24 protein-coding genes are annotated in these 24,080 nt (G+C 69.9%); 2 read left to right on the top strand and 22 right to left on the bottom strand.

Annotated features, from left to right (window positions below; all coding sequences use genetic code 11):
• Positions 1-5: 5 nt before the first annotated feature.
• Complete coding sequence (locus ACZ6CL_RS03240) at positions 6-557, bottom strand: hypothetical protein (protein WP_468930493.1); 552 nt, start codon at positions 555-557, stop codon at positions 6-8.
• Between the two features lie 151 nt (positions 558-708).
• On the opposite strand from ACZ6CL_RS03240, the gene ACZ6CL_RS03235 reads away from it, so the two are divergent.
• The gene (locus ACZ6CL_RS03235) at positions 709-1,938 is read left to right on the top strand and encodes a sensor histidine kinase (protein ID WP_468930492.1); all 1,230 of its coding nucleotides are present in this window, start codon (positions 709-711) and stop codon (positions 1,936-1,938) included.
• Positions 1,939-1,983: 45 nt separating this feature from the next.
• Complete coding sequence (locus ACZ6CL_RS03230; protein ID WP_468931258.1) at positions 1,984-2,628, top strand: response regulator; 645 nt, start codon at positions 1,984-1,986, stop codon at positions 2,626-2,628.
• Between the two features lie 21 nt (positions 2,629-2,649).
• Here ACZ6CL_RS03230 and ACZ6CL_RS03225 read toward each other — a convergent pair whose 3' ends face one another.
• The 21 genes from ACZ6CL_RS03225 to thrB all read right to left on the bottom strand — a co-directional run bounded on the left by ACZ6CL_RS03225 (position 2,650) and on the right by thrB (position 23,709).
• Entirely contained in the window at positions 2,650-3,099 is a 450-nt protein-coding gene (locus ACZ6CL_RS03225) for a DUF2550 domain-containing protein (RefSeq protein WP_385440220.1), read from the bottom strand.
• A 120-nt stretch (positions 3,100-3,219) separates the two neighbouring features.
• Positions 3,220-3,597, bottom strand: a complete 378-nt coding sequence (locus tag ACZ6CL_RS03220; protein WP_385440221.1) for a F0F1 ATP synthase subunit epsilon — start codon at positions 3,595-3,597, stop codon at positions 3,220-3,222.
• A gap of 114 nt (positions 3,598-3,711) precedes the next feature.
• Entirely contained in the window at positions 3,712-5,154 is a 1,443-nt protein-coding gene (gene atpD, locus ACZ6CL_RS03215; RefSeq protein ID WP_468930489.1) for a F0F1 ATP synthase subunit beta, read from the bottom strand.
• A 4-nt stretch (positions 5,155-5,158) separates the two neighbouring features.
• Positions 5,159-6,073 carry a F0F1 ATP synthase subunit gamma gene (locus tag ACZ6CL_RS03210; RefSeq protein ID WP_468930487.1) on the bottom strand — a complete coding sequence of 305 codons (915 nt, stop codon included), beginning with the start codon at positions 6,071-6,073 and terminating at the stop codon, positions 5,159-5,161.
• A gap of 2 nt (positions 6,074-6,075) precedes the next feature.
• Positions 6,076-7,647: a F0F1 ATP synthase subunit alpha gene (gene atpA, locus ACZ6CL_RS03205; RefSeq protein WP_468930484.1), complete on the bottom strand. Its 1,572-nt coding sequence runs from the start codon at positions 7,645-7,647 to the stop codon at positions 6,076-6,078.
• A 90-nt stretch (positions 7,648-7,737) separates the two neighbouring features.
• Entirely contained in the window at positions 7,738-8,553 is an 816-nt protein-coding gene (locus tag ACZ6CL_RS03200) for a F0F1 ATP synthase subunit delta (protein WP_468930482.1), read from the bottom strand.
• Positions 8,550-9,113: a F0F1 ATP synthase subunit B gene (locus ACZ6CL_RS03195; RefSeq protein ID WP_468930479.1), complete on the bottom strand. Its 564-nt coding sequence runs from the start codon at positions 9,111-9,113 to the stop codon at positions 8,550-8,552. The genes ACZ6CL_RS03200 and ACZ6CL_RS03195 overlap by 4 nt, the downstream gene beginning before the upstream one ends.
• A gap of 43 nt (positions 9,114-9,156) precedes the next feature.
• On the bottom strand, positions 9,157-9,405 hold the full coding sequence (gene atpE, locus ACZ6CL_RS03190; protein ID WP_450880814.1) for an ATP synthase F0 subunit C: 249 nt from the start codon (positions 9,403-9,405) through the stop codon (positions 9,157-9,159).
• A 78-nt stretch (positions 9,406-9,483) separates the two neighbouring features.
• A complete protein-coding gene (gene atpB / locus ACZ6CL_RS03185; RefSeq protein WP_468930477.1) occupies positions 9,484-10,293 on the bottom strand; it encodes a F0F1 ATP synthase subunit A in 810 nt (269 codons plus the stop codon).
• 262 nt (positions 10,294-10,555) lie between these two features.
• Positions 10,556-11,011, bottom strand: a complete 456-nt coding sequence (locus ACZ6CL_RS03180) for a hypothetical protein (protein ID WP_468930475.1) — start codon at positions 11,009-11,011, stop codon at positions 10,556-10,558.
• Between the two features lie 233 nt (positions 11,012-11,244).
• Positions 11,245-12,597: an MraY family glycosyltransferase gene (locus ACZ6CL_RS03175; protein ID WP_468930474.1), complete on the bottom strand. Its 1,353-nt coding sequence runs from the start codon at positions 12,595-12,597 to the stop codon at positions 11,245-11,247.
• Positions 12,598-12,873: 276 nt separating this feature from the next.
• Positions 12,874-13,551 carry an O-methyltransferase gene (locus ACZ6CL_RS03170; protein WP_468930472.1) on the bottom strand — a complete coding sequence of 226 codons (678 nt, stop codon included), beginning with the start codon at positions 13,549-13,551 and terminating at the stop codon, positions 12,874-12,876.
• A gap of 66 nt (positions 13,552-13,617) precedes the next feature.
• Positions 13,618-14,892 carry a serine hydroxymethyltransferase gene (locus tag ACZ6CL_RS03165; protein WP_468930471.1) on the bottom strand — a complete coding sequence of 425 codons (1,275 nt, stop codon included), beginning with the start codon at positions 14,890-14,892 and terminating at the stop codon, positions 13,618-13,620.
• An 82-nt stretch (positions 14,893-14,974) separates the two neighbouring features.
• Positions 14,975-15,637, bottom strand: a complete 663-nt coding sequence (locus tag ACZ6CL_RS03160; RefSeq protein WP_123099801.1) for an arsenate reductase/protein-tyrosine-phosphatase family protein — start codon at positions 15,635-15,637, stop codon at positions 14,975-14,977.
• A complete protein-coding gene (locus tag ACZ6CL_RS03155; protein WP_468930469.1) occupies positions 15,634-16,281 on the bottom strand; it encodes an L-threonylcarbamoyladenylate synthase in 648 nt (215 codons plus the stop codon). Before ACZ6CL_RS03155 ends, ACZ6CL_RS03160 begins: the two co-directional genes overlap by 4 nt.
• 49 nt (positions 16,282-16,330) lie before the next feature.
• Positions 16,331-17,176, bottom strand: coding sequence for a peptide chain release factor N(5)-glutamine methyltransferase (prmC, locus tag ACZ6CL_RS03150; protein WP_385440248.1), 846 nt, complete (start codon positions 17,174-17,176; stop codon positions 16,331-16,333).
• 47 nt (positions 17,177-17,223) lie between these two features.
• Positions 17,224-18,294: a peptide chain release factor 1 gene (gene prfA, locus ACZ6CL_RS03145; RefSeq protein ID WP_468930466.1), complete on the bottom strand. Its 1,071-nt coding sequence runs from the start codon at positions 18,292-18,294 to the stop codon at positions 17,224-17,226.
• A 135-nt stretch (positions 18,295-18,429) separates the two neighbouring features.
• Positions 18,430-18,654: a 50S ribosomal protein L31 gene (rpmE, locus tag ACZ6CL_RS03140; RefSeq protein WP_385440252.1), complete on the bottom strand. Its 225-nt coding sequence runs from the start codon at positions 18,652-18,654 to the stop codon at positions 18,430-18,432.
• 160 nt (positions 18,655-18,814) lie between these two features.
• A complete protein-coding gene (locus ACZ6CL_RS03135) occupies positions 18,815-19,939 on the bottom strand; it encodes an LCP family protein (RefSeq protein WP_468930462.1) in 1,125 nt (374 codons plus the stop codon).
• Positions 19,940-20,255: 316 nt separating this feature from the next.
• The gene (rho, locus tag ACZ6CL_RS03130; RefSeq protein WP_468930459.1) at positions 20,256-22,394 is read right to left on the bottom strand and encodes a transcription termination factor Rho; all 2,139 of its coding nucleotides are present in this window, start codon (positions 22,392-22,394) and stop codon (positions 20,256-20,258) included.
• A gap of 400 nt (positions 22,395-22,794) precedes the next feature.
• Positions 22,795-23,709, bottom strand: a complete 915-nt coding sequence (thrB, locus tag ACZ6CL_RS03125) for a homoserine kinase (RefSeq protein ID WP_468930457.1) — start codon at positions 23,707-23,709, stop codon at positions 22,795-22,797.
• Between the last annotated feature and the right edge of the window lie 371 nt (positions 23,710-24,080).

Below are 24,080 nucleotides of genomic sequence, written 5' to 3'. Positions count from 1 at the left end.
GGACCTCACTTGGCTTCTGTCCTGGCGGGTTCTTGCTTGGGCCACAGGGTGTAGGTCAGCGCGATGATCACGTTGATGCCCATGACGAACAGCATCTTGCCCTGCCACTCGCGCAGCGAGCCCACGTCGCCGTCGTCGCCGACGAACCAGATCGCGCCCTGGAGCAGGGCCATCGCGATGACCGCCGCCAGGATCCAGCGGGCGGCGGTCTTCCATTCGTGGGCCGCGCGGGCCATGCCGTACTTCGGGGGCTTCACGGGCGGCGGGCCGCCGAAGAAGCGGTGGGCCACCCTCGCGTCGACCCACTTGATCGTCTCGTGGCCCAGGGCGACCGAGAAGCCGATGTAGGCCGCGGCGAGGCCGTGCCTCATGTCCGCTTCGGCGCCGTTCTTGAGGTCGATCGCGGTCGCCACGAACAGCACCAGCTCCAGCGCCGGTTCACACAGCAGCGCGGCCGCCCCCGCGCGCGGCATCTTCGCCACGTACCGCAGTGCGAGCCCCACGGCCAGCAGTACCCAGAAGCCGACCTCACAGGCGATGATCAGCGCGACAATCACGGTTCGCTCCCCTCGTTTCCTCCTCAGCCTTCCGTGCGTTCCGGGCGGCCGCCTCGTCGCGGGCGATGAGACCCGGCTGCATCCTTCGATGTAGGCAGGATGCGGCCGGGTGGGGAGGCCCGGGCCCCGCACCCCGTGCTGTGATGGAGGCATGCCGTCCCGTCCACGCCGCCACCTGCCGCGCCCCCACCGCGACGACGTGCTGATCGGCCTCGCCGGAGTGCTCGGCGGGGCGTTGCTGTGGACGCTGGGGCTGCACAACAATCCGCCGTTCCTCGGCACGCCCCAGTGGCTCGGCCTCGTCGCCCTGGTCGTCATCTCGGGCGCGGAGCTGCTGCGGCGTACGGCGCCGGTCGCGGGGCTCGGCATCGGGACCGCCGCCGTGGCCGCGGACCTGTGCAGCGGCGGGCTCGCCGCGACGCTGCTGATGTACACGGACCTGATCTACGCGTGCGTCATGTACGGCACCCCCGTCACCGCCCGCCGCCTCCCCCGGCTGTGCGTGCTGGTCACGGCAGTGGCGACAGCCGTACCGCTGGCGGTCGTCCGCGAGCCGTGGACGCTGCTGATCGGCATGCTCGTCGCGGTGTTCACCATCAGCCCGGCGTGGACCGGGGTGCTGGTCCGCAACCACCGCGAAGAGGCCGCGGCCGCCCGCCTGGAGGCCGAACGCACCGCGCTGCTGGCCGAGCTGGACCGCCGGGAGGCGGTCACCGCCGAGCGCGCGCGGATGGCCCGCGAGCTGCACGACATGGTCGCGAACCACCTCTCCGCGATCGCCATCCACTCCACCGCCGCCCAGACCCTCAAGGACCCGGCCGCGACGGAGGAGGCCCTCGGCGTCATCCGGGAGAACAGCGTGCGCGGACTGGCCGAGATGCGGCGGCTGATCGGGCTGCTGCGCGACGCGCGCGAGGAAGAACACCAGCCGTCCGCCGCGCCCACCCTCGGCGCCCTGGACTCCCTGCTGGAGCAGGCCAGGGCCACCAGCCCGCCGCCGCCCGGCGGCCAGGACTTCGTCCTGTACGACGAGCGCCCGGCGGGCTCCGCCCCGCTGCCCGCCCCGGTCGAACTCGCCGCGTACCGCATCGTCCAGGAGTCCCTGACCAACGCCCTCAAGCACGCCGGGCCCGGCCAGGTGGACGTGACGCTGACCCACCCCGCGGGCGGTACGGACGGCGGCGCCCTGGAGGTCAGGGTGACCAGCCCGTACGGCGGCGGACACCCCACGCCGCGGGTGCCCGGCTCCGGCACCGGGCTGATCGGGATGCGGGAACGCGTGACGCTGCTCGGCGGCACCCTCGACGCGGGCCCCGTCCCCGGCCCCTCCGGCACCGTGTGGCGGGTCCGCGCCGCGCTGCCGCTGGGCGACGGAGCCTGAGCAACCCACCATCCAGAAGGAGCCGCGGTGCATCAGCTACAGCCCATGCCGGAGACGACGAGGGTGCTCGTCGCCGAGGACCAGGCCTCGGTGCGCTCCGGGCTCGTGCTCATCCTGCGGTCGGCGCCCGGCGTCGAGGTGGTCGGCGAGGCCACCGACGGTCAGCAGGCCGTGGAGCTGGCCCGGGAGCTGCGCCCCGACGTGGTGCTGATGGACGTCCAGATGCCCCGGCTCGACGGGGTCTCCGCGACCCGGCAGGTGGTCGAGGAGGGACTGGCCGACGTCCTGGTGCTGACCACCTTCGACCTCGACGAGTACGTCTTCGGGGCGCTGCGCGCCGGGGCGGCCGGGTTCCTGCTCAAGGACAGCGACGCGGCACAGCTGGTCGAGGCGGTCCGTACGGTCGCGCGCGGCGAGGGGCTGATCGCACCCGCGGTGACCCGGCGGCTGATCGCGGAGTTCGCCCGCTCGGGAGCCGGGACGGCCGATCCCTCGGTGCTCTCCGTCCTCACCCCGCGCGAGCGCGAGGTGCTGGGCGCGCTGGGCCAGGGGATGTCGAACGCCCGCATCGCGGAGCATCTGACCATGGCGGAGGCGACGGTGAAGACCCACGTCAGCAGAGTGCTCGCCAAGCTGGAGCTGCGCAGCCGGGTGCAGGCGGCCGTCCTGGCCCAGGAACTGGGCGTATGAGAGCCGGGGGGTTGAAAACGGCTACGCGACGTTGACGCGCTGGCCGGGCGGGGCGGCCTCCAGCCAGGCCAGGAAGCCGGTCAGAGCGTCCTCGCTCATCGCCAGCTCCAGCCGCGTACCGGTGTGCCGGCAGGCCAGGATCACCGCGTCGGAGAGCAGGGCCAGCTCTTCCTCACCCTTGGGCGTACGCCGCTCCAGCACCTCGATCGAGGCGCGCTCCAGGGTGCGCCGGGGGCGGAACGCGTACGAGAAGACCCGGAACCACTCGATCCGGTCACCGTTGTAGCGGGCGATGCCGTACACCCACCCCTTGCCGCTGGGCTCCGCCTCGGGTCCGGGCGCGCCCCAGCGCATGGAACAGTCGAAGGTGCCGCCGGACCGCTGGATCAGCCGCCGCCGCAGCCCGAAGACGAAGAGTCCCGCCACCACCAGCGCGACGACCACGCCGCTCACGAGCAGAGCGAGGACCATCTTCACCGACCTCCTCGCCTCATCCGGAAAAACCGCACCTGCATCGCCTCAGCCGCGGACCGCTGAAGAGGAGCTCCAGCGAGGTCCGCGGCTGAGGTTTTCCGACCGTACGTGACAGGCTCAGTGCACTCCCGCCACCGCACGCAGCCGGACGTCGGCGCGCCGCTCGGCGGCGGCGTCCGCCGCCGACTTGGCGCGCTCCAGCGCCCGCTCCGCGCGCTTGACATCGATCTCGTCGGACAGCTCCGCGACCTCGGCCAGCAGCGAGAGCTTGTCCTCCGCGAACGAGATGAACCCGCCGTGCACCGCGGCGACGACCGTCCCGCCGTCGCTCGTACGGATGGTCACCGGGCCGGACTCCAGCACACCGAGCAGCGGCTGGTGGCCGGGCATGACGCCGATGTCACCCGATGTGGTGCGCGCGATGACCAAGGTGGCCGTGCCGGACCAGACACTACGGTCCGCCGCGACCATCTCGACGTGCAGCTCAGCAGCCAACGTGGCTCCTCGGGTCTGAAACCTGCCGGGGAACGACAGGGCTTTCCGTCAAAGAATAACGGGCGTGCGGAGAGGGGCGGGACCGGGCCCACCCCTCTCCCATGAGCACAGGGCTCAGGAGACGCCCAGCTCCTTGGCCTTCGCCTTCAGGTCGTCCAGGCCACCGCACATGAAGAACGCCTGCTCGGGGAAGTGGTCGTACTCACCGTCGGCGATCGCGTTGAACGCGGCGATCGACTCGTCCAGCGGCACGTCCGATCCGTCGAGCCCGGTGAACTGCTTCGCCGCGTGGGTGTTCTGCGACAGGAAGCGCTCGATGCGGCGGGCACGGAAGACGGTGAGCTTGTCTTCCTCGCCCAGCTCGTCGATGCCCAGGATGTTGATGATGTCCTGGAGGTCCTTGTACTTCTGCAGGATCGACTTCACGCGCGAGGCGCAGTCGTAGTGGTCCTGCGAGATGTAGCGCGGGTCCAGGATCCGGGACGTCGAGTCCAGCGGGTCCACCGCCGGGTAGATGCCCTTCTCCGAGATCGGCCGGGAGAGCACCGTGGTCGCGTCGAGGTGCGCGAAGGTGGTCGCCGGGGCCGGGTCGGTGAGGTCGTCCGCGGGGACGTAGATCGCCTGCATGGAGGTGATCGAGTGACCACGGGTCGAGGTGATGCGCTCCTGGAGGACGCCCATCTCGTCGGCCAGGTTCGGCTGGTAGCCCACCGCGGAGGGCATGCGGCCGAGCAGGGTCGAGACCTCGGAACCGGCCTGGGTGAAGCGGAAGATGTTGTCGATGAAGAACAGCACGTCCTGCTTCTGCACATCGCGGAAGTACTCCGCCATGGTGAGCCCCGCCAGGGCGACGCGCAGACGGGTGCCCGGGGGCTCGTCCATCTGACCGAAGACCAGCGCGGTCTGCGGGAGCACGCCGGACTCGGCCATCTCCTCGATCAGGTCGTTGCCCTCACGGGTGCGCTCGCCGACACCGGCGAACACGGAAACGCCCTCGTGCAGCTTGGCCACACGCATGATCATTTCCTGGATGAGGACGGTCTTGCCGACGCCCGCGCCGCCGAACAGGCCGATCTTGCCGCCCTTGACGTACGGGGTCAGCAGGTCGACGACCTTGAGGCCGGTCTCGAACATCTCGGTCTTGGACTCGAGCTGGTCGAAGGCCGGGGCCTTGCGGTGGATGGGCCAGCGCTCGGTGACCTCGGACTCGGCCTCGGGCTCGTTGAGGATCTTGCCGAGGGTGTTGAACACCCGGCCCTTGGTGACGTCACCGACGGGCACGGTGATACCGGCGCCGGTGTCGGTCACCGGGGCCTGGCGGACCAGGCCGTCGGTGGGCTCCATGGAGATGGCGCGCACCAGGCCCTCGCCGAGGTGCTGCGCGACCTCGAGCGTCAGGGTCTTCTTCGCCCCGTCCTGGGCCGGGTCGGCGACCTCGACGGTCAGGGCGTTGTAGATCTCCGGCATCGCGTCGACGGGGAACTCCACGTCGACGACCGGGCCGATGACCCGCGCGACGCGGCCCGTCGCCGTGGCCGTCTCAACAGTGGTGGTCATATTGTCAGTCACTCCCCGCAGAGGCGTCGGCCAGAGCGCTCGCGCCACCGACGATCTCGCTGATTTCCTGGGTGATGTCGGCCTGGCGGGCCGCGTTGGCAAGCCGCGTGAGCGACTTGATGAGCTCATCGGCATTGTCGGTGGCCGACTTCATCGCCCGCCGGGTGGCCGCGTGCTTGGAGGCGGCGGCCTGCAGGAGGGCGTTGAAGATGCGTGCCTCGACGTACCGCGGCAGCAGGGCGTCCAAGACGTCCTCGGCCGACGGCTCGAACTCGAAGAGCGGGAGGATCTCGCCCTTCTTCTGCTGCTCCTCCGCCTTCTCCTCGAGGCTGAGCGGCAGCAGCCGGTCCTGGACCGGGCTCTGCGTCAGCATCGAGACGAACTCGGTGGACACGATGTGCAGCTCGTCCACGCCGCCGTCGGCCGTCTCCTGGAGCACGGCCTCGATCAGCGGTCCGGCGATCTTCTTGGCGTCGGCGTAGGTCGGGTTGTCGGTGAAGCCCGTCCACGACTCCGTGACCTTGCGCTCACGGAAGGTGTAGTAGGCCACGCCCTTGCGGCCGACGATGTAGGTGTCGACCTCCTTGCCCTCACCGGTGAGCCGCTCGGTGAGCTGCTCGGCCGACTTGATGACGTTGGAGGAGTAGCCGCCCGCGAGCCCGCGGTCGCTCGTGATGAGCAGCACCGCGGCGCGGGTCGGGTTCTTGGCCTCCGTGGTCAGCGCGTGCTGGGTGGTGGAGCCCTTGGCCACAGCGCCGACCGCGCGGGTCAGCTCGGTGGCGTACGGGGTCGACGCGGCCACCTGACGCTGCGCCTTGACGACGCGCGAGGCGGCGATCATCTCCATCGCCTTGGTGATCTTCTTGGTCGCGGAGACGGACTTGATCCGCCTCTTGTAGACCTTGACCTGGGCACCCATACTCAGCCCTCGCCCAGCAGCTTGCCGTCCGAGGTCTCGAACTGCTTCTTGAAGCCGTCGACGGCCTCGCCGAGCGCCGCGATCGTGTCGCTGGACATCTTGCCGCCCTCGACGATGCTGGTCAGCAGACCCTTGTGCTCACGGTGCAGGTGGTCCAGCAGCTCACGCTCGAAGCGGCGGACGTCCTCGACCGGGACATCGTCCATCTTGCCGTTGGTGCCGGCCCAGATGGAGACGATCTCGTCCTCGGTGGAGTACGGGGCGTACTGGCCCTGCTTCAGCAGCTCGACCATACGCGCACCGCGCTCCAGCGACGCCTTCGAGGCCGCGTCCAGGTCCGAACCGAAGGCGGCGAACGCCTCCAGCTCGCGGTACTGGGCGAGGTCCACGCGGAGCCGGCCGGAGACCTGGCGCATCGCCTTGTGCTGCGCGGAACCACCGACTCGGGAGACCGAGATACCGACGTTGAGGGCCGGCCGCTGGTTGGCGTTGAACAGGTCGGACTCGAGGAAGCACTGACCGTCGGTGATGGAGATGACGTTGGTCGGAATGAACGCCGACACGTCGTTCGCCTTGGTCTCGACGATCGGCAGACCGGTCATCGAACCGGAGCCCATCTCGTCGGAGAGCTTGGCGCAGCGCTCCAGCAGCCGGGAGTGCAGGTAGAAGACGTCACCCGGGTAGGCCTCACGGCCCGGCGGGCGGCGCAGCAGCAGCGACACGGCGCGGTACGCGTCGGCCTGCTTGGACAGGTCGTCGAAAACGATCAGGACGTGCTTGCCCTGGTACATCCAGTGCTGACCGATGGCCGAGCCGGTGTAGGGGGCGAGGTACTTGAAGCCCGCCGGGTCGGACGCCGGGGCGGCGACGATCGTCGTGTACTCCAGCGCACCGGCCTCTTCCAGCGCGCCGCGCACGGACGCGATGGTGGAGCCCTTCTGGCCGACGGCGACGTAGATGCAGCGGACCTGCTTCTTCGGGTCACCGGAGCGCCAGTTGTCGCGCTGGTTGATGATCGTGTCGACGCACAGCGCGGTCTTGCCGGTCTGCCGGTCGCCGATGACCAGCTGACGCTGGCCGCGGCCGATCGGGGTCATGGCGTCGACGGCCTTGTAGCCGGTCTCCATCGGCTCGTGGACCGACTTGCGGTCCATGACCGTGGGGGCCTGCAGCTCGAGGGCGCGGCGGCCCTCGGTCTCGATCTCGCCGAGGCCGTCGATCGGGTTGCCCAGCGGGTCGACGACGCGGCCGAGGTAGCCCTCGCCGACAGCTACCGAGAGAACCTCGCCGGTGCGGTGCACCTGCTGGCCCTCTTCGATGCCGCTGAACTCGCCGAGGACAACGGCACCGATCTCGCGCTCCTCAAGGTTGAGGGCGAGGCCGAGGGTTCCGTCCTCGAACTTCAGCAGTTCGTTCGCCATGGCCGAGGGAAGACCCTCGACCCTCGCGATGCCGTCGCCGGCAACGCTGACCGTACCGACCTCCTCGCGCGAGGCCGCGTCCGGCTTGTACGCCTGGACAAAGTTCTCCAGCGCGTCCCGGATCTCCTCCGGCCGGATCGTGAGCTCCGCCATCTGGGTTCCCTGCTCTCCTTGTTGGGCCCGAAGTAAGTGACTACGGCCCAACTCGGGCCGCTTACATGCTTGTTGAGTTGGTGGCTTAAGTCAGCCGGCCATCCGTCGGCTCGCCTCTTCGAGGCGGTCCGAGATGGTCCCGTTGACGACCTCGTCGCCGATGCGTACCACGACCCCGCCGAGGACCTCCGGGTCCACGTCGAGGTTGAGGTGCACCTGGTGTCCGTACACCGCCGCCAGGGCGGCGCCGAGGCGCTCCTTCTGCCGGTCGCTGAGCGGCACCGCCGAGGTGACGACCGCGACCATCCGGTCCCGGCGCGCCGCGGCGAGCTTGGACAGCTCGTCGAGACCCGCCTCCAGGCTACGTCCGCGCGGCTGGGTGACCAGACGCACGACGAGCCGCTCGGTGACCCGGTCGGCCCGGCCGCCCAGCAGCTCGCGGACCAGTCCGGCCTTGGCCGTACCGCTCGCGCGCCGGTCGGCCAGCGCCGACCGCAGCTCGGACGAGGAGGAGACGATCCGGCCGAACCGGAACAGCTCGTCCTCTACGTTGTCGAGGGTGCCGGCCCGCTGGGCCGCCACCAGGTCGGCGCTGCTCGCCAGCTCCTCGACCGCGTCCGCGAGGTCGCGCGAGCGCGACCAGCGGGAGCGGACCATGCCGGAGACCAGGTCCAGGACCTCGCCGCCGACCTGCCCGCCCAGCAGCCGCTGGGCCAGCTCGGCCTTGGCCTCGCCGGGCTGCGCCGGGTCGGTGAGGACCCGGCGCAGCGAGACCTCACGGTCGAGCAGCGCGGTGACGGCGGCCAGCTCGTCGGCGAGCTTCCCCGCGTCGACGGACGTGTTGTCCGTCAGCGCGTCGAAGCGCTCGCGCACGGCAGCCAGTGCCTCCCTGCTCGCTCCGTTCATCGTCCGGCCTCAGCCTTCGAGCCGTCGGCCGCCTTGGCCTCGAGGTCGTCGAGGAAGCGGTCGATGGTGCGGCTCTGCCGGGCGACGTCCTCGAGCGACTCGCCGACGATCTTGCCGGCCAGGTCGGTGGCGAGCTTGCCCACGTCCTGGCGCAGCGCCGTACCGGCCTGCTTGCGCTCGGCCTCGATCTGGGCGTGACCGGCCGCGATGATCTCGTCACGCTGCCGCTGCCCCTCCGCGCGCATCTCAGCGATGAGCGCGGCACCCTGCTCCTGCGCCTCCTGGCGCAGTCGCGCGGCCTCGTGACGGGCGTCGGCGAGCTGGGCGCGGTAGTCCTCGAGGACCTGCTGGGCCTCTGCCTGAGTTGCCTCGGCCTTCTCCATTCCGCCCTCGATCGCCGCGCGACGCTCGTCCAGAACACGGTTGATGTTCGGGAGGAGCTTCTTGGCGAAGAAGATGAAAACGATGGCGAAGGCGATCAGGCCGATGACAAGCTCTGGGATCGGGGGGAGGAGCGGGTTCTGCGCTTCCTCCTCCGCCAGGTTAACCAGGGCGTTCACATCATTGCCTTTCGTCGGATAGGGCTGGGCGTACGCCGTGGCGTCAGCTGGTCGGGTAGACGAACGGCATAACCAGACCGATCAGGGCCAGCGCCTCACAGAGCACGAAGCCGAGGATCTGGTTGGCACGGATCAGACCGGCAGCCTCGGGCTGACGGGCCATGGCCTGGGTGCCGTTACCGAAGATGATGCCGACGCCGACACCGGGGCCGATCGCGGCGAGACCGTAACCGATCGAACCGAGGTTGCCCTTGAGCTCGACAGCGGCGAGGGTCGTCTGGAGAGCGGACATGCCGTTTCTTCCTTCTCTTTCACGGACCGGTGGGGATTGGCCACCGGACGCCCTTAAGGACGGGAGCTGACGTGGTACTCAGTGGTGCTCGGCGAGAGCACCCTGGATGTAGCTGCAGGCCAGCAGGACGAAGACGTAGGCCTGAAGGGCCTGGATGAACAGCTCGAAGGCGGTCAGCAGGATGGTCATGACGAACGAGATGCTCGCGTAGGCGATCCCGATGCCGTTCAGCAGGTACCAGCTGGCGATCGTGAAGATCAGCAGCAGCACGTGACCCGCGAACATGTTGGCGAAGAGCCGGACAGCGTGGGTGAACGGCCGGATGATCAGGTTGGAGAGCAGCTCCAGCGCCATGACCACCGGCAGGACCCCGCCAAGCGACTTGTCGTAACCGGCGATGTTCTTCCAGCCGCCGACGAAGCCGTGCTTCTTGAAGGTGAGGCTGACCCACAGGATGTAGACGATCGCGGCGAGTCCCACCGGGAAGGCGATGATGGACGTCACCGGGAACTGGGCCAGCGGGATCACGGACCAGAGGTTCATGATCCAGATGAAGAAGAACAGGGAGACCATGAGGGGGACGTACTTGTCGCCCTCCTTCTTCCCCAGGGCCTCGTAGACGACGCCGCGGCGAACGAAGTCGTAGCCCGCCTCACCGACCATCTGGAGCTTGCCGGGGACGACCTTGGCCTTCCCGAAGGCGGCCCAGAAGAACGCCACGACGACGACGGTCCCCAGGAGGGCCAGCAGCATCGGCTTGTTGATCTCGATGCCGGCGACCGTGAACATCGGCTCGAAGGTGAAGGAATGAAGCCCCGGGGCCGGGAAGCCGCACCCATCGAAGATGTGGCAATCGGTCTCGAAGGCGAGCGTCTGGTTAGAACTCACCGCGAGCTCCTTCTGCGTGGCGCATGGGTACGGCAACCTCGTTGTGTCGGCGCGGGGCATTGCCGCGGAACGGCACTGGACGTCTTACGAATGTGGGGGCGGCTTGTCTGCGCAAGCCCGGCGGTCTTGGTGGGCAGCAGCTGCATGGGCGGCCGATTCCGCCCCGTGGAATCCGGGGGTTCAGCCACCTGCGCCCGCTGTGCCTCAGATGGCACCGGACGATAGCAGGTGAGCGCGTGTGCCCTTATACCGGCCCTACAGCTCACGACCGGGACCCGGCGGGGGAGGCACTCTTCTCCCCCGCCGGCTTCCGTTCGTCCTCGGCTTCCGGCTCCACGTAAAGAATCTTGGCCTTCATATGCGACCGGGTCTGCGCGGCAACCCACGTCAGCGTCGCGGCGAGCAGTGCGAAGGCGAAAGCCCTGGTGTTGAACAGGGTGGTGTCCTTGAAGACGGCGAGCACGACCGCGATCAGCAGGAACTGCACCGCGTAGAGCGCGAGCCCCATCATCTGGAAGAGATGCGGCATGTACTTCGCCGTCCGCAGCAACACGATCAGATCCACTGTCATGACCGCGGCCACGAGGACCGTACCGAAAACGGCTCCCAACACGCCCTTGCCACCGGCAAGCACAGCACTGAGCACGACTGCGACAACACCGACCACGGCGGTGGGCACGGCGCAACTGAGCAGCGTTCTGGCGTCGTTGGACTGCATGAAGGGTTTCTCCGGCAAGAGTCGGAAGCAAACGATTCGTCGTGGACGAGCGTATCCCCGGGGAAGGGAAGAACCTCACGGCGAAGGACCGTCGCACTACGGTCCCTGGGCTCTAGCACCGGGTTTAGTGAACGGTATCACAAACTATTTGATGAGGTCTTTACCCGCCCCTTGTGCTGCACGTCACACGCGCGGGTTACGCAACGTATAGGAGTTGACCTAGCGCGTAGCCGTCACTGAGGGCTTCCGATCTTCCTGCGGTGCGGGAAACGGGACCGGTCACCGATCGCGGTGGCGCCGTTCAGCCCGGCCGGAACCGGCTGCGGGGCGGGCTGCTCCGGCTGTTCCCGACGCTCCGGCTCGACCTGCTCCGTGACCGGGTCGGTGGTGGGCTGCGCGACCTGCTCCGTCGCCACCACCCGGCGCCGGTAGCGCGGCGGTACGAACGCCTCCGCCCACCGCGGGACCCGCGGGGTGAAGCGCGGCAGCAGCAACAGCACCAGTCCCACCGCGCTCAGCACGACGATCGCGAGCACGAACCACACGCCCGCCGAGTTCACCGAGTACGCGACCGCCCCGAAGGCGATCAGCGCCGACCAGAAGTACATGATCAGCACGGCCCGGCTGTGCGAGTGGCCGATCTCCAGCAGCCGGTGGTGCAGGTGGCCGCGGTCCGCCGCGAACGGCGACTGGCCCCGCCAGGTGCGCCGGACGATGGCGAGCACCAGGTCCGCGAAGGGCACCGCGATGACGGTCAGCGGCAGCAGCAGCGGGATGTAGACCGGCACGGTGGCGTGCACCGCGGCCGTCTCCGACCCGGCGAACAGCTTCATCGCGTCCGGGTCCACCTGGCCCGTGATGGAGATCGCGCCCGCCGCGAGCACCAGCCCGATGAGCATCGAGCCCGAGTCGCCCATGAAGATCCGCGCGGGGTGGGCGTTGTGCGGCAGGAAGCCCAGGCACATGCCCATGAGGACAGCCGCGAACAGGGTCGCGGGGGCGGCGGCCTCCAGCCCGTAGCCGAACCAGATGCGGTACGCGTACATGAAGAACGCGGCGGCGGCGATGCACACCATGCCGGACGCCAAACCGTCCAGCCCGTCAACGAAGTTGACCGCGTTGATGGTGATGACGACCAGAGCCACCGTCAGCAGCGTGCCCTGCCAGGGCGTCAGCGAGACCGGGCCCACACCGGGCACCGGCAGCCACAGGATGGTCAGCCCCTGGAGCACCATCACACCGGCGGCGATCATCTGGCCGCCCAGCTTGATGAGCGCGTCCACGCCCCACTTGTCGTCCAGGACCCCGAGCAGCCAGATGAGCCCGGCGCCGGAGAGCAGCGCGCGCGGCTCGTTGGACGTCTCGAAGACATCCTTGAGGTTGGTGAGGTGAGCGGCCACCAGCAACCCCGCGCAGAGGCCGCCGAACATGGCGATCCCTCCGAGCCGCGGAGTCGGCTCACGGTGCACATCGCGGGCCCGGATCTCCGGCATCGCACCAGCGGCGATGGCGAACTTCCGCACCGGTCCGGTGAGCAGATACGTCACCGCGGCCACGATGCACAGAGTCAGCAGGTATTCACGCACCTATTCCCCAGACGTCGCGAGGCAGATCAGGGAACCACACCCTAGGAGACCTCACCCTAGCCTGCTCCGGTTCCCGGTGTGCCGGGGACCGGCAGTGGCGGCCGGTGCCCCACGACCACCTCGTCGCACCTTCCGCACATGGCCGTCCGCCGTCGCGGCCCGGCCCGGGCCTCTCCCCGGTTGCCGGGATGCAGCCAGTGCGGAATGTCCGGATAGTCCGCCCGGGAGGCGCGCGGCAGGGCCTCCCCCGCAACCGGGTGAAGATTCAGTACAGCCTCAGTGAGGGCGGCCGCCCTTCTTGTGCAGCAGGGTGACGCCGTCGGCCACCGGAAGGAGCGACAGCTCCACCCGGTGGTCGTCGCGCAGGAAGGCGTTCAGGTCACGAATGGCGACGGTGTCGGGGTCCTGAGCGGCGGGGTCGATCACCCGGCCGAAGAACAGCGTGTTGTCGACGGCGATGAGTCCGCCGGGCCGCACCAGGTCGAGAGCCGCCTCGTAATACTGGCGGTAGCTCACCTTGTCGGCGTCGATGAACGCGAAGTCGAATGAGTTCGCACCGCTTTCAGTGAGAAGCCCGGAAAGCGTCTCGACAGCATTGCCGATACGGACGTCAATACGGCCGGCGACGCCCGCCTTGGCCCAGTACTCGGCACCGATCTCGGGCCATTTGCTGGTGATGTCACAGGTGACCAGCCGCCCTCCCGCGGGGATCGCCCGCGCCATGCACAGCGTGCTGTAGCCGGTGAACGTCCCGACCTCCAGGACGTTCCGGGCGCCGATCAGGCCGACCAGAAAGGCCAGGAACTGGCCCTCTTCGGCCATCACCTGCATGGCCTGCCCCATGGGCAGTTCACCGGTGAGTTCACGAAGGTCGCGCAGAATATCGTCTTCCCGCAGCGATACGTCGCGTACGTACGACAGAATTTCCGATGAGGATTCGACCTGATTCGCCATGCGCTCAAAATATTACCGGACCTCACGACGGCGCAAGGGCACCTATTTCGTTCCGCATTACCGGGTTTACGACCGCGGATACGGAGGAAAAGCCGCGGCCAGCTCCCTGACCTGCGCGCGCACGCCGCCCGCCCCGGGCACCGGCTCGTCCTCGCGCAGAGCGGTCGTCAGCAGCGCGCCGATCCGCGCCATCTCGCCCTCGCCCATCCCCTGCGTCGTCACCGCCGCGCTGCCCAGCCGCAACCCCCGGACGCAGCCGCCGGGTTCGGTGGCTGAGGCCAGCGCGCAGGTGTCCAGGATGATCCCGGCGGCCGCGCAACGGGCCTTCGCCGTACGGCCGTCGAGCCCCAGCGGGGACACATCGACCGTGATCATGTGGGTGTCGGTGCCTCCGGTGGCCACCGTCAGCCCCTCCGCCGCCAGCCCGTCGGCGAGCACCCGCGCGTTGGCGACGACCTGCCCGGCGTACGCGGCGAACGCGGGCGTCGCGGCCTCACCGAACGCGACCGCCTTGGCCGCCACGGTGTGCATCTGGGCGCCGCCCTGGGTGAAGGGGAACACGGCGCGGTCGACCCGCTCGGCCAGCTCCGCCCCGCACAGCAGCATTCCGCCGCGCGGCCCGCGCAGCACCTTGTGCGTGGTGGCGCACACGACGTCCGCGTACGGCACCGGGCTCGGCGCCGCCTTCCCGGCCACCAGGCCCATGGGGTGCGCGGCGTCGGCGACGAGATACGCGTCCACCTCGTCCGCGACGGCCCGGAAGGCGGCGTAGTCCGGATGCCGGGGGTACGAGATCGAGCCGCACACGATCGCCTTCGGGCGGTGGGCGAGCGCGAGATCGCGCAGCCGGTCGTAGTCGATCAGCCCGGTGGCCGGGTCGACACCGTAGCCGATGAAGTGGAACCAGCGGCCGGAGAAGTTCGCCGGGGAGCCGTGGGTGAGGTGGCCGCCGTGCGTCAGCGCCATCGCCAGCACGGTGTCGCCCGGCCGCAGCAGCGCGGCGTACGCGGCGAGCACCGCGGAGGAGCCCGAATGCGGCTGTACGTTGGCGTGCTCGGCGCCGAACAGCGCCGTGGCCCGGTCCTGGGCCACCCGCTCGGCGAGGTCCACCTGCTCGCAGCCGCCGTGGTGGCGAGCCCCGGGGTAGCCCTCGGCGTACTTGTTGGCCAGCGGCGACGCCAGGGCGGCTAGCACGGCCCGCGAGGTGTAGTTCTCCGCGGCGATCAGCTGCAGCCCGTCCCGGACCCGCTCCAGCTCGCTCAGGATGATCCCGGCCAGCTCCGGGTCCTGCCGGGCCAGCTCGCCGAAGTCGGGCCCCCAGGGAACCGCGCTGACGGCCATCGCGTGCTCACCTTCGTCGGGCGTCACCCCCAATGTAGGCCCGCGACCGAAGCAGCGCGCGCCGCGACCGTGAGCCACCGGGCTACGCGGGAGCCGGAACCCCCGTCAACGCGGTCACGACCGGGTCCAGCGCCTGGTTGATCTCGTCGCCGATGGAGCGGAAGAAGGTGATCGGCGCCCCGTACGGGTCGTGCACCTCGTCGGCCTCCTCGTTCGGCGCCAGCAGCCAGCCGCGCAGCGCGGCCGCCGCCTGGACCAGGGAGCGGGCGCGCTCGACCACGCCGCCCGCCTCCTCCGGGTCGGGCAGCGTCGCGGGGTCTATGGCCCGTACCAGCCGGGTGAACTCCTTGAGCGTGAAGGTGCGCAGACCCGCCGAGTGGCCCATCGAGATGACCTGGGCCCGGTGGTCGCGGGTCGCGGTCAGCACGAGGTCGGCGCGGATGACGTGCTCGTCCAGCAGCTCCCGGCCGATGAAGCCGTCCGGGTCGGCGCCGAAGTCGGTCAGGACGGTGGCGGCGTGCGCCTCCATCGGCGCGCCCTCGTGGCCCCAGGTGCCGGCGCTCTCCACGATCAGCCCGCTGGTGCGGGCGGTGCCGAGCCGGTGGGTGAGGGCATGCCGGGTCAGCCGCTCGGTGATCGGCGAGCGGCAGACGTTGCCGGTGCTGACGTGGAGGATGCGGAACGAGGTCTCGGCGTGCTTCGCACGGTGTTCCGCTATGCCACGGCCCGTCTCAGGGGCTGTCAATTCGCCACCTCGAGGTCGGGTACGACCTCACGGAGCTGCTCCGCGGTGAGCGCGCCCGCCCGCAGCAGCACCGGGACCTTGCCGGTGACGTCGACGATGGAGGACGGCACCGCGGCCGGGGTCGGGCCGCCGTCGAGGTAGACCGAGACGGAGTCGCCCAGCATGTCCTGCGCGGCATCGCAGTCCTGCGGGGACGGGTGTCCGGTGAGGTTGGCGCTGGAGACCGCCATCGGGCCGAAGTCGGTCAGCAGCTCGATCGCGACCGGGTGCAGCGGCATCCGTACCGCGACCGTGCCCCGGGTCTCGCCCAGGTCCCAGGTCAGCGACGGCTGATGCCGGGCGACGAGGGTGAGCGCGCCGGGCCAGAAGGCGTCGACCAGCTCCCAGGCCTGCTCGGAGAAGTCGGTGACCAGGCCGTGCAGGGTGTTCGGGGAGCCGACCAGGACGGGGGTCGGCATGTTGCGGCCCCGGCCCTTGGCCTCCAGCAGATCGCCGACCGCCTCCGCGCTGAAGGCGTCCGCACCGATCCCGTAGACGGTGTCGGTGGGCAGCACGACCAGTTCGCCGCGGCGGACGGCGGACGCGGCCTCGCGAAGGCCGGTCTTGCGGTCGGTCGCGTCCCCGCAGTCGTATCGCCGTGCCATTTTTAACGGTCCTCCTCGTACGTGGCCAGTGTGTGGTGCGGTGCCGCGGTCACGGCATGGCCTTCCGCGCGGTGGCGAATCGGGGCCGTTTGTTCAGGTCGGGGTGGTCGGCGGCGTCCGCCCAGCCACGCTCCTCCGTGAAGATCCACGGCACCTGGCCGCCCTGGGTGTCTGCGTGCTCGATGACGACGACGCCACCCGGACGCAGCAGCCGGTGGGCCGTGCGCTCCAGGCCGCGGATCACATCGAGGCCGTCCTCACCGGAGAAGAGCGCGAGCTGGGGGTCGTGGTCGCGCGCCTCCGGCGCCACGTACTCCCACTCGGTCAGCGGGATGTACGGGGGGTTGCTGATGACGAGGTCCACCTGGCCGTCCAGCTCGGGCAGCGCCGTCAACGCGTCTCCTCGCTGGAGAACGACGCGGGACCCCTCGACGTTCTTGCGGGCCCACTGGAGGGCGCCCTCGTCCAGCTCCACGGCGTGCACCCGGGAGCGGGGCACCTCCTGGGCGAGGGCCAGGGCGATGGCTCCGGAGCCGCTGCACAGGTCGACGATGAGGGGTTCGACGACGTCCATGGCCCGGACCGCGTCTATGGCCCAGCCGACGACCGACTCGGTCTCCGGGCGGGGCACGAAGACGCCGGGGCCGACCTGGAGTTCCAGGTAGCGGAAGAAGGCGCGGCCGGTGATGTGCTGCAGGGGTTCGCGGGCCTCGCGGCGGGCGACCGCCTCCCAGTAGCGGGCGTCGAAGTCGGCGTCGGGCACGCCGTGCAGCTCCCCCCGCTTGACGCCGTGCACGAAGGCGGCCAGCTCCTCCGCGTCGAAGCGCGGGGAGGGCACGCCCGCGTCGGCCAGCCGCTGGGTGGCCTGAGCCACCTCGGCGAGCAGCACATTCACTGAATTCCTCCAGCCGGTCTCGTCCGTCGTTGCGAAGAGGAAAGGTCCTACTGTGCCGCCGCGAGCTTCGCCGCCGCGTCGGCGTCGACGCACGCCTGGATGACGGGCGCCAGCTCTCCGTCGAGCACCTGGTCCAGGTTGTACGCCTTGAAACCCACCCGGTGGTCCGAGATGCGGTTCTCCGGGAAGTTGTAGGTACGGATGCGCTCGGAGCGGTCGACGGTGCGGACCTGGCTGCGGCGGGCGTCCGACGCCTCCCGCTCGGCCTCCTCCTGGGCGGCGGCCAGCAGCCGCGAGCGCAGGATGCGCAGCGCCTGCTCCTTGTTCTGGAGCTGGCTCTTCTCGTTCTGGCAGGAGACCACGATGCCGGTGGGCAGGTGGGTGATGCGCACCGCGGAGTCGGTGGTGTTCACCGACTGGCCGCCGGGGCCGGAGGAGCGGTAGACGTCGATCCGCAGGTCGTTGGGGCCGATCTCGACCTCGACCTCCTCGGCCTCGGGCGTGACCAGCACACCGGCGGCGGAGGTGTGGATACGGCCCTGGGACTCGGTCGCGGGCACCCGCTGGACGCGGTGCACCCCGCCCTCGTACTTCAGCCGGGCCCATACGCCCTGGCCGGGCTCGATGGTGCCCTTGGCCTTCACGGCCACCTGGACGTCCTTGTAGCCGCCGAGGTCGGACTCGTTGGCGTCGATGATCTCGGTCCTCCAGCCGATCCGCTCGGCGTACCGCAGATACATCCGCAGCAGGTCTCCGGCGAACAGCGCGGACTCCTCGCCGCCCTCGCCCGCCTTGACCTCCAGGATGACGTCCTTGTCGTCGCTGGGGTCGCGCGGGACCAGCAGCAGCCGCAGCCGGTCGGTCAGCTCCTGGCGGCGCAGCTCCAGCTCCTTGACCTCGTCTGCGAAGTCCGGATCGTCCTGGGCCAGCTCCTGGGCCGTCTCGATGTCGTCCCCGGTCTGCTTCCAGTCGCGGTAGGTGCCGATGATCGGCGTCAGCTCGGCGTAGCGCTTGTTGAGCCGCTTCGCCTCGCGCTGGTCGGCGTGGACCGCGGGGTCGGCGAGCCGCTTCTCGAGGTCGGCGTGTTCGCCGATCAGTTCCTCGACCGCCTCGAACATGAGGGCTCCCTGAGTGGGTCTGCGTGGACGCGTGGGGTACGGGCCGGACGGGACGGCCGACGGGCCGTTGACGCAAAACGCCGGTCCGGGTCGCCCCTGCGCGGGGGCGACCGAGGACCGGCGCCGTGCGGGCCGCTACTTCTTGGCGGACCCTGCGCTCTTGCCGAAGCGGGCCTCGAACCGCGCCACACGGCCACCGGTGTCGAGGATCTTCTGCTTGCCCGTGTAGAACGGGTGGCACTCGGAGCAGATGTCGGCACGGACGGTGCCGCCGCTCATGGTGCTGCGGGTGGTGAAGGACGCGCCACAGGTGCAGCTGACCTGGGTCTCGACGTACTCGGGGTGGATGTCGCGCTTCAAGGGAGTCTCCTGGTGTCTCGGGAGGGCGCCGGGTCGACGGGCGGGTTTGCACGTCGTGAACCGGGGCCGACGATCCAGTTTGCCAGCACTGGCCGCATCACCCAAAACCGGGGGTGGGGCCGGGATATTCCCGGCCCCGTCCGACATCCGCCCGGTGGTCCTACTTGACCACGTTGCCCGCGTCGTTCGCGTCGCCCGCGGAGCCCTTGGTGGCGGCCTTCGGAATGGGCTTGTCCGCCCGCAGCGCCTTCCAGATCAGCTTGGTCTTCGACTCCATCGGCAGCACCCGCGCCGGGTCGTTCGGGTCGTACTGGACGGGCAGCGTGGTCATCTTCATGTTGCCCGAGCCGATGCCCTGGAGGCTCTTGGCGAAGCCCGACAGCTTGTTGACCGAGGCCAGCTCGGAGTCGGTGGTGAGCGCCTTGGTGGAGGTGTTGGCGAGGTCGTACAGCTTCTTCGGGTTGCCGAAGAGGTTGACGCTCTTGATCTGGTCGAGGAGCGCCTTGACGAACGCCTGCTGGAGCTTGATCCGGCCGAGGTCACTGCCGTCGCCGACGCCGTGCCGGGTCCGTACGAGGCCCAGCGACTGCTCGCCGTTGAGGGTGTGCGCGCCGGGCTCCAGGTCGAGGTGGCTCTTCGGGTCGTGGATCGCCTGGGTGGTGGTGATGTTGACGCCGCCGAGGTCGTCGATCAGCTGCTGGAAGCCGGAGAAGTCGACCTCCAGGAAGTGGTCCATGCGTATGCCGCTCATGTCCTCGACGGTCTTGATGGTGCAGGCCGGGCCGCCCGCCTCGTAGGCGCTGTTGAACATCGCCTCCTGGACGGCGGGGCTCTCCTTGCCGTCCTTCTCGCACGAGGGGCGCTTGACGATCGTGTCGCGCGGGACGCTGACCACGCTGGCCTTCTTGCGGCCCTTGTAGACGTGCACGATCATCGCGGTGTCGGAGCGCGAGGTGCCCTCGTCCGTGCCGTACTTGGCGTTCTTCCCGGCCCGGGAGTCGGAGCCGAGGACGAGGATGTCCATCGAGCCGTTGTCGACGTTCTTGGGGCGGTCGGAGCCCAGGGCCGCGTCGACGTCGACGCCGGTGAGGTTGCCGTTGAGCTTGAAGTAGAGATAGCCCGCCCCGGCGCCGCCGAGGATCAGGACGGAGGCGACCGACCAGACGGTGATGTGCGTGGCCCTGCGGCGCGCGCTGGGACGCTTGCGGCGGCGGCCGCCGGAGGAGCCTCCGCGGGCTCGGTGGCGGCCCGGGTTCACCGGCGTGCTCTGCTGGTCGTCAGCCATGTGCTCCTCAGTCCTCGTATCCCGGGTACCCCCTGCCGTCACGGTCAGGCGTGGCGTCGCGGATCCGACCTGACAGATGACAGGCCGAGCGCCAGGGTTGCATATCAAGCCACCCCCGTTTTCAGCTGGGGCAGCCCGGACGCCGTTCGTCCCGTTCGTCCGCCTTACCGCTCTCACCTGCGCTTTCGCAGGTGATAAGGGCATCGAGACCGTTCCGTGACTGTCCCATTTGGTGTGGTTCACCTCTCAAAAAACCGAGGCCTCCCCGCAGTGCGGGGAGGCCTCGGCTGACGGAGCGTGGCTGATCTGTATGCGGTCAGTCGCCGTTGTTGCCCGGGCTGGGCGTGGTCTTGGCGATCTGCATCAGGAACTCGGCGTTCGACTTCGTCTGCTTCATCTTGTCGAGCAGCAGCTCGATCGCCTGCTGCGAGTCGAGCGCGTGCAGCACCCGGCGCAGCTTCCAGACGATGTTCAGCTCGTCCGGCGCCAGCAGGATCTCTTCCTTACGGGTGCTCGACGGGTCGACGTCGACCGCCGGGAAGATGCGCTTGTCGGCGAGCTTCCGGTCGAGCTTGAGCTCCATGTTGCCGGTGCCCTTGAACTCCTCGAAGATCACCTCGTCCATCCGCGAGCCGGTCTCGACCAGCGCGGTGGCCAGGATGGTCAGCGAGCCGCCGTCCTCGATGTTCCGCGCGGCACCGAAGAACTTCTTCGGCGGGTAGAGCGCGGTCGAGTCGACACCACCGGACAGGATGCGGCCGGAGGCGGGCGCCGCCAGGTTGTACGCGCGGCCCAGACGGGTGATCGAGTCCAGCAGCACGACCACGTCGTGGCCCAGCTCCACCAGCCGCTTGGCCCGCTCGATCGCCAGCTCGGCGACGGTGGTGTGGTCCTCGGCGGGACGGTCGAAGGTCGAGGAGATGACCTCGCCCTTGACCGAGCGCTGCATGTCGGTGACCTCTTCCGGCCGCTCGTCGACGAGGACGACCATCAGATGGCACTCGGGGCTGTTGCGGGTGATCGCGTTGGCGATCGCCTGCATGATCATGGTCTTACCGGTCTTCGGCGGAGCCACGATCAGACCGCGCTGGCCCTTGCCGATCGGCGCGACCAGGTCGATGATCCGGGTCGTCAGGCCGCCGGCCTCACTCTCCAGACGCAGCCGGTCCTGCGGGTAAAGCGGCGTCAGCTTCCCGAACTCGGGCCGCCCACGGCCGGTTTCGGGCGCCATGCCGTTGACCGAGTCGAGCCGCACCAGCGCGTTGAACTTCTCGCGGCGCTCGCCCTCGCGCGGCTGACGGACCGCACCGGTGACGTGATCGCCCTTGCGCAGACCGTTCTTGCGGACCTGGGCGAGCGAGACGTACACGTCGTTCGGGCCCGGCAGGTAGCCGGAGGTCCGGATGAACGCGTAGTTGTCGAGGATGTCGAGGATGCCCGCGACCGGGATCAGGACGTCGTCGTCGGAGACCTGCGGCTCGTTGCCGAAGTCGTCGCGGCCACGACGGCCACGGCGGTCCCGGTAACGGCCGCGGCGCCCGCGGCGCCCGCCCTCGAAGTCGTCGTCACCGTCGTCGGGGCGCTGCTGCTGGCCCTGGCCGCGCCCGCCGTCGCGCTGCTGGCGGCCACCGCCGCCCTGCTGGCCGTCGTCGCCCTTGCCGCCGCGGCCGCGGTCACGCTGGCCGCCGCGCTCACGGCGGTCGCCCTTCTGGCCGCGCTCCTGGCGGTCCTGACGGTCGCCGCCCTTCGCGCCCTTGCCCTCGGCGGTGTCCGCCACGGCCTCGCCCTTGGCGTCGGCCTTGGTCTCGGTCCGGGTCTCCGTACGGGTGTCGACGGCGGTCGCCGTGCCCCCCGACTCGGCGGTGGCGGTGGCCGGCGCGGTCGCCCGGCGGCGACGGCGCTCACCGGCCGGCTGCTCGTCGGCGGCCGACTCCCCGGACTGGCCCGGGATGTCGATCTGCCCCTGCGAGGCGGCCTTGTCCGCCTTGCCGCCCCGGCCGGCCTTGCCGGACTTCTCGGCCTCCGCGGCCTGGTCGTCCTTGTCGGCCTTGTCGGCCTTGCTCTGGTTCCCCGCGTCCGCGCTGTCGTCGCCCGTACGGGCCTTGGAGGTCGCACGACGCTTCGGCTTGGTCACCCCCTCGGCGGTGGACGGGGCGGCCTCGGAGCCCTGGGCTCCGCCGCCGGATGCGGCCTGCTTCTCCTTGATGACCTCGATCAGCTGGCTCTTGCGCATCCGCGCGGTGCCCTTGATGCCCAGGCTCGAGGCGAGCTGCTGCAGCTCTGCCAGAACCATGGCGTCAAGGCCGGTGCCCGAGCGGCGTCGCCGCGGGGCAGTGCCAGTGGCAGCACCGGTGGCAGGCGCGGAAGCGTCCGTAGCGGGCGCGGCGGCATTGCCGACACCGCTGTCGGAGGTGCCGGAGGCGTTCACGCCCATCAGATCGGTGGTGTCGCTCACGAAGGGTCCTTCCCTGGAGCGGGCGTCGGCCTGTCTGGCTCGGCGACCGGTTGTGCTGTCCGGCTGTGGTCCTTCCGTTACGGACCGGGCCGGGGCGGTGGTCCGCCGGTACGGCGGAGAGAACATTCATGGTTCCGACGCGGCAGAAAGGTTCGCTTGAATCCGCCACGCCGATTCCGGAGCGTGCACGACACTGCTCAGGCAGGCTGCTCAGGCAGTGTGGGAGGCTCCCGGAAGAAGGGTGGTCCCGGACGGGGACACTGAGCACTGCGCCTCCGAGTACATCCAAGAGGCTTCAAGTGCAGACTTGAGGTTAACACTACCGGATCCAACAAACATTCCCCCTCTCCAACCGGCAATCGGGTTGTGCGGCGCCCGGGGAACGCCCCGGGCGGCTGAGTCAGCTGAGCGGCAGGACGCTCGCCCCCCCGGCGTCGAGAGCCAGCCGGTTGGCCGCCCACCCCTCGCCCGCCAGTCGTGCGACCTTGTCGGCCGCACCGTCCTCGACCAGCGCGAGCACCGTGGGGCCCGCGCCGGAGACGACCGCGGGGACGCCGTCCGCGCGCAGTCGGTGCACCAGGCTCACGCTGTCGGGCATCGCCGGAGCGCGGTATTCCTGGTGGAGCCGGTCCTCCGTCGCCGCGAGCAGCAGCTCGGGACGCCTGGTCAGGGCCTCCACGAGCAGGGCCGCCCGCCCCGCGTTGACGGCCGCGTCCACGTGCGGGACGGTGCGCGGCAGCAGTCCGCGGGCGGTCTCCGTGAGCACCGGCTTCCCGGGCACGAAGACCACCGGAACGATGGAATCGGCAGGGTCCATCCTGATCGCCCGGGCGGCGCCCGCGTCCGTCCAGGCGAGGGTGAAGCCGCCGAGCAGACAGGCGGCGACGTTGTCGGGGTGGCCCTCGATCTCGGTGGCCAGCTCCACCAGCGCCTCGTCGTCGAGCTTCTCGGCGCCGCCTATCGTCACGGCGCGCGCGGCGGTGATCCCGGCGCAGATGGCGGCGGAGGAGGAGCCGAGCCCGCGGCCGTGCGGAATGCGGTTGGCGCAGACCACCTCGAGGCCGCGCGGCTGCCCGCCCAGCAGGTCGAAGGCGGTGCGGAGGGAGCGTACGAGCAGGTGGCTCTCGTCGCGCGGCAGGCCCTCGGCGCCCTCGCCCGCGATGTCGACGTGCAGACCGGAGTCGGCGACCCGGACCACCACGTCGTCGTAGAGCCCCAGGGCGAGACCGAAGGCGTCATAGCCGGGACCGAGATTGGCGCTCGAGGCGGGGACGCGCACTCGGACGGCGGCGGCGCGGAACGCTGGACCGGCCATCGCTCGATGACTCTCCTTGTGTGACGTGCGATTGCTCGAAGACGTACGGAACACCGCGGGGGCCGTGACAGGACGGCGACGCCATGAACGCTCTGCGTCGGGGCGGATTCAGTACAGCCTATCGAAGGAAGGTTCTGTGGCGACATAGGGCGCACGGGAGGCGCACGATGCGTGTCGCACTCCCTGTCGTCGACCAGGTCCACTCTACTGGAGGGTTTCGCGCGCCCTCATCGTTCCCGCACATCTCGTCCACCACTCGAGTGGATCTTTAGACGGCGGTCTCGGGCGGTTCTGCCGGGAACCGGACACGGGGGCGCTGACGTGGGGTTCTACGGGCGCTGTCGCGAGGTTCCGCGGGGCTCTGACGCGGG

The sequence above is a fragment of the Streptomyces sp. NPDC041200 genome (genome assembly GCF_055591805.1).
Note: the sequence above shows the minus strand (reverse complement) of the source record. Positions and strands in the feature narration are given on the sequence as shown.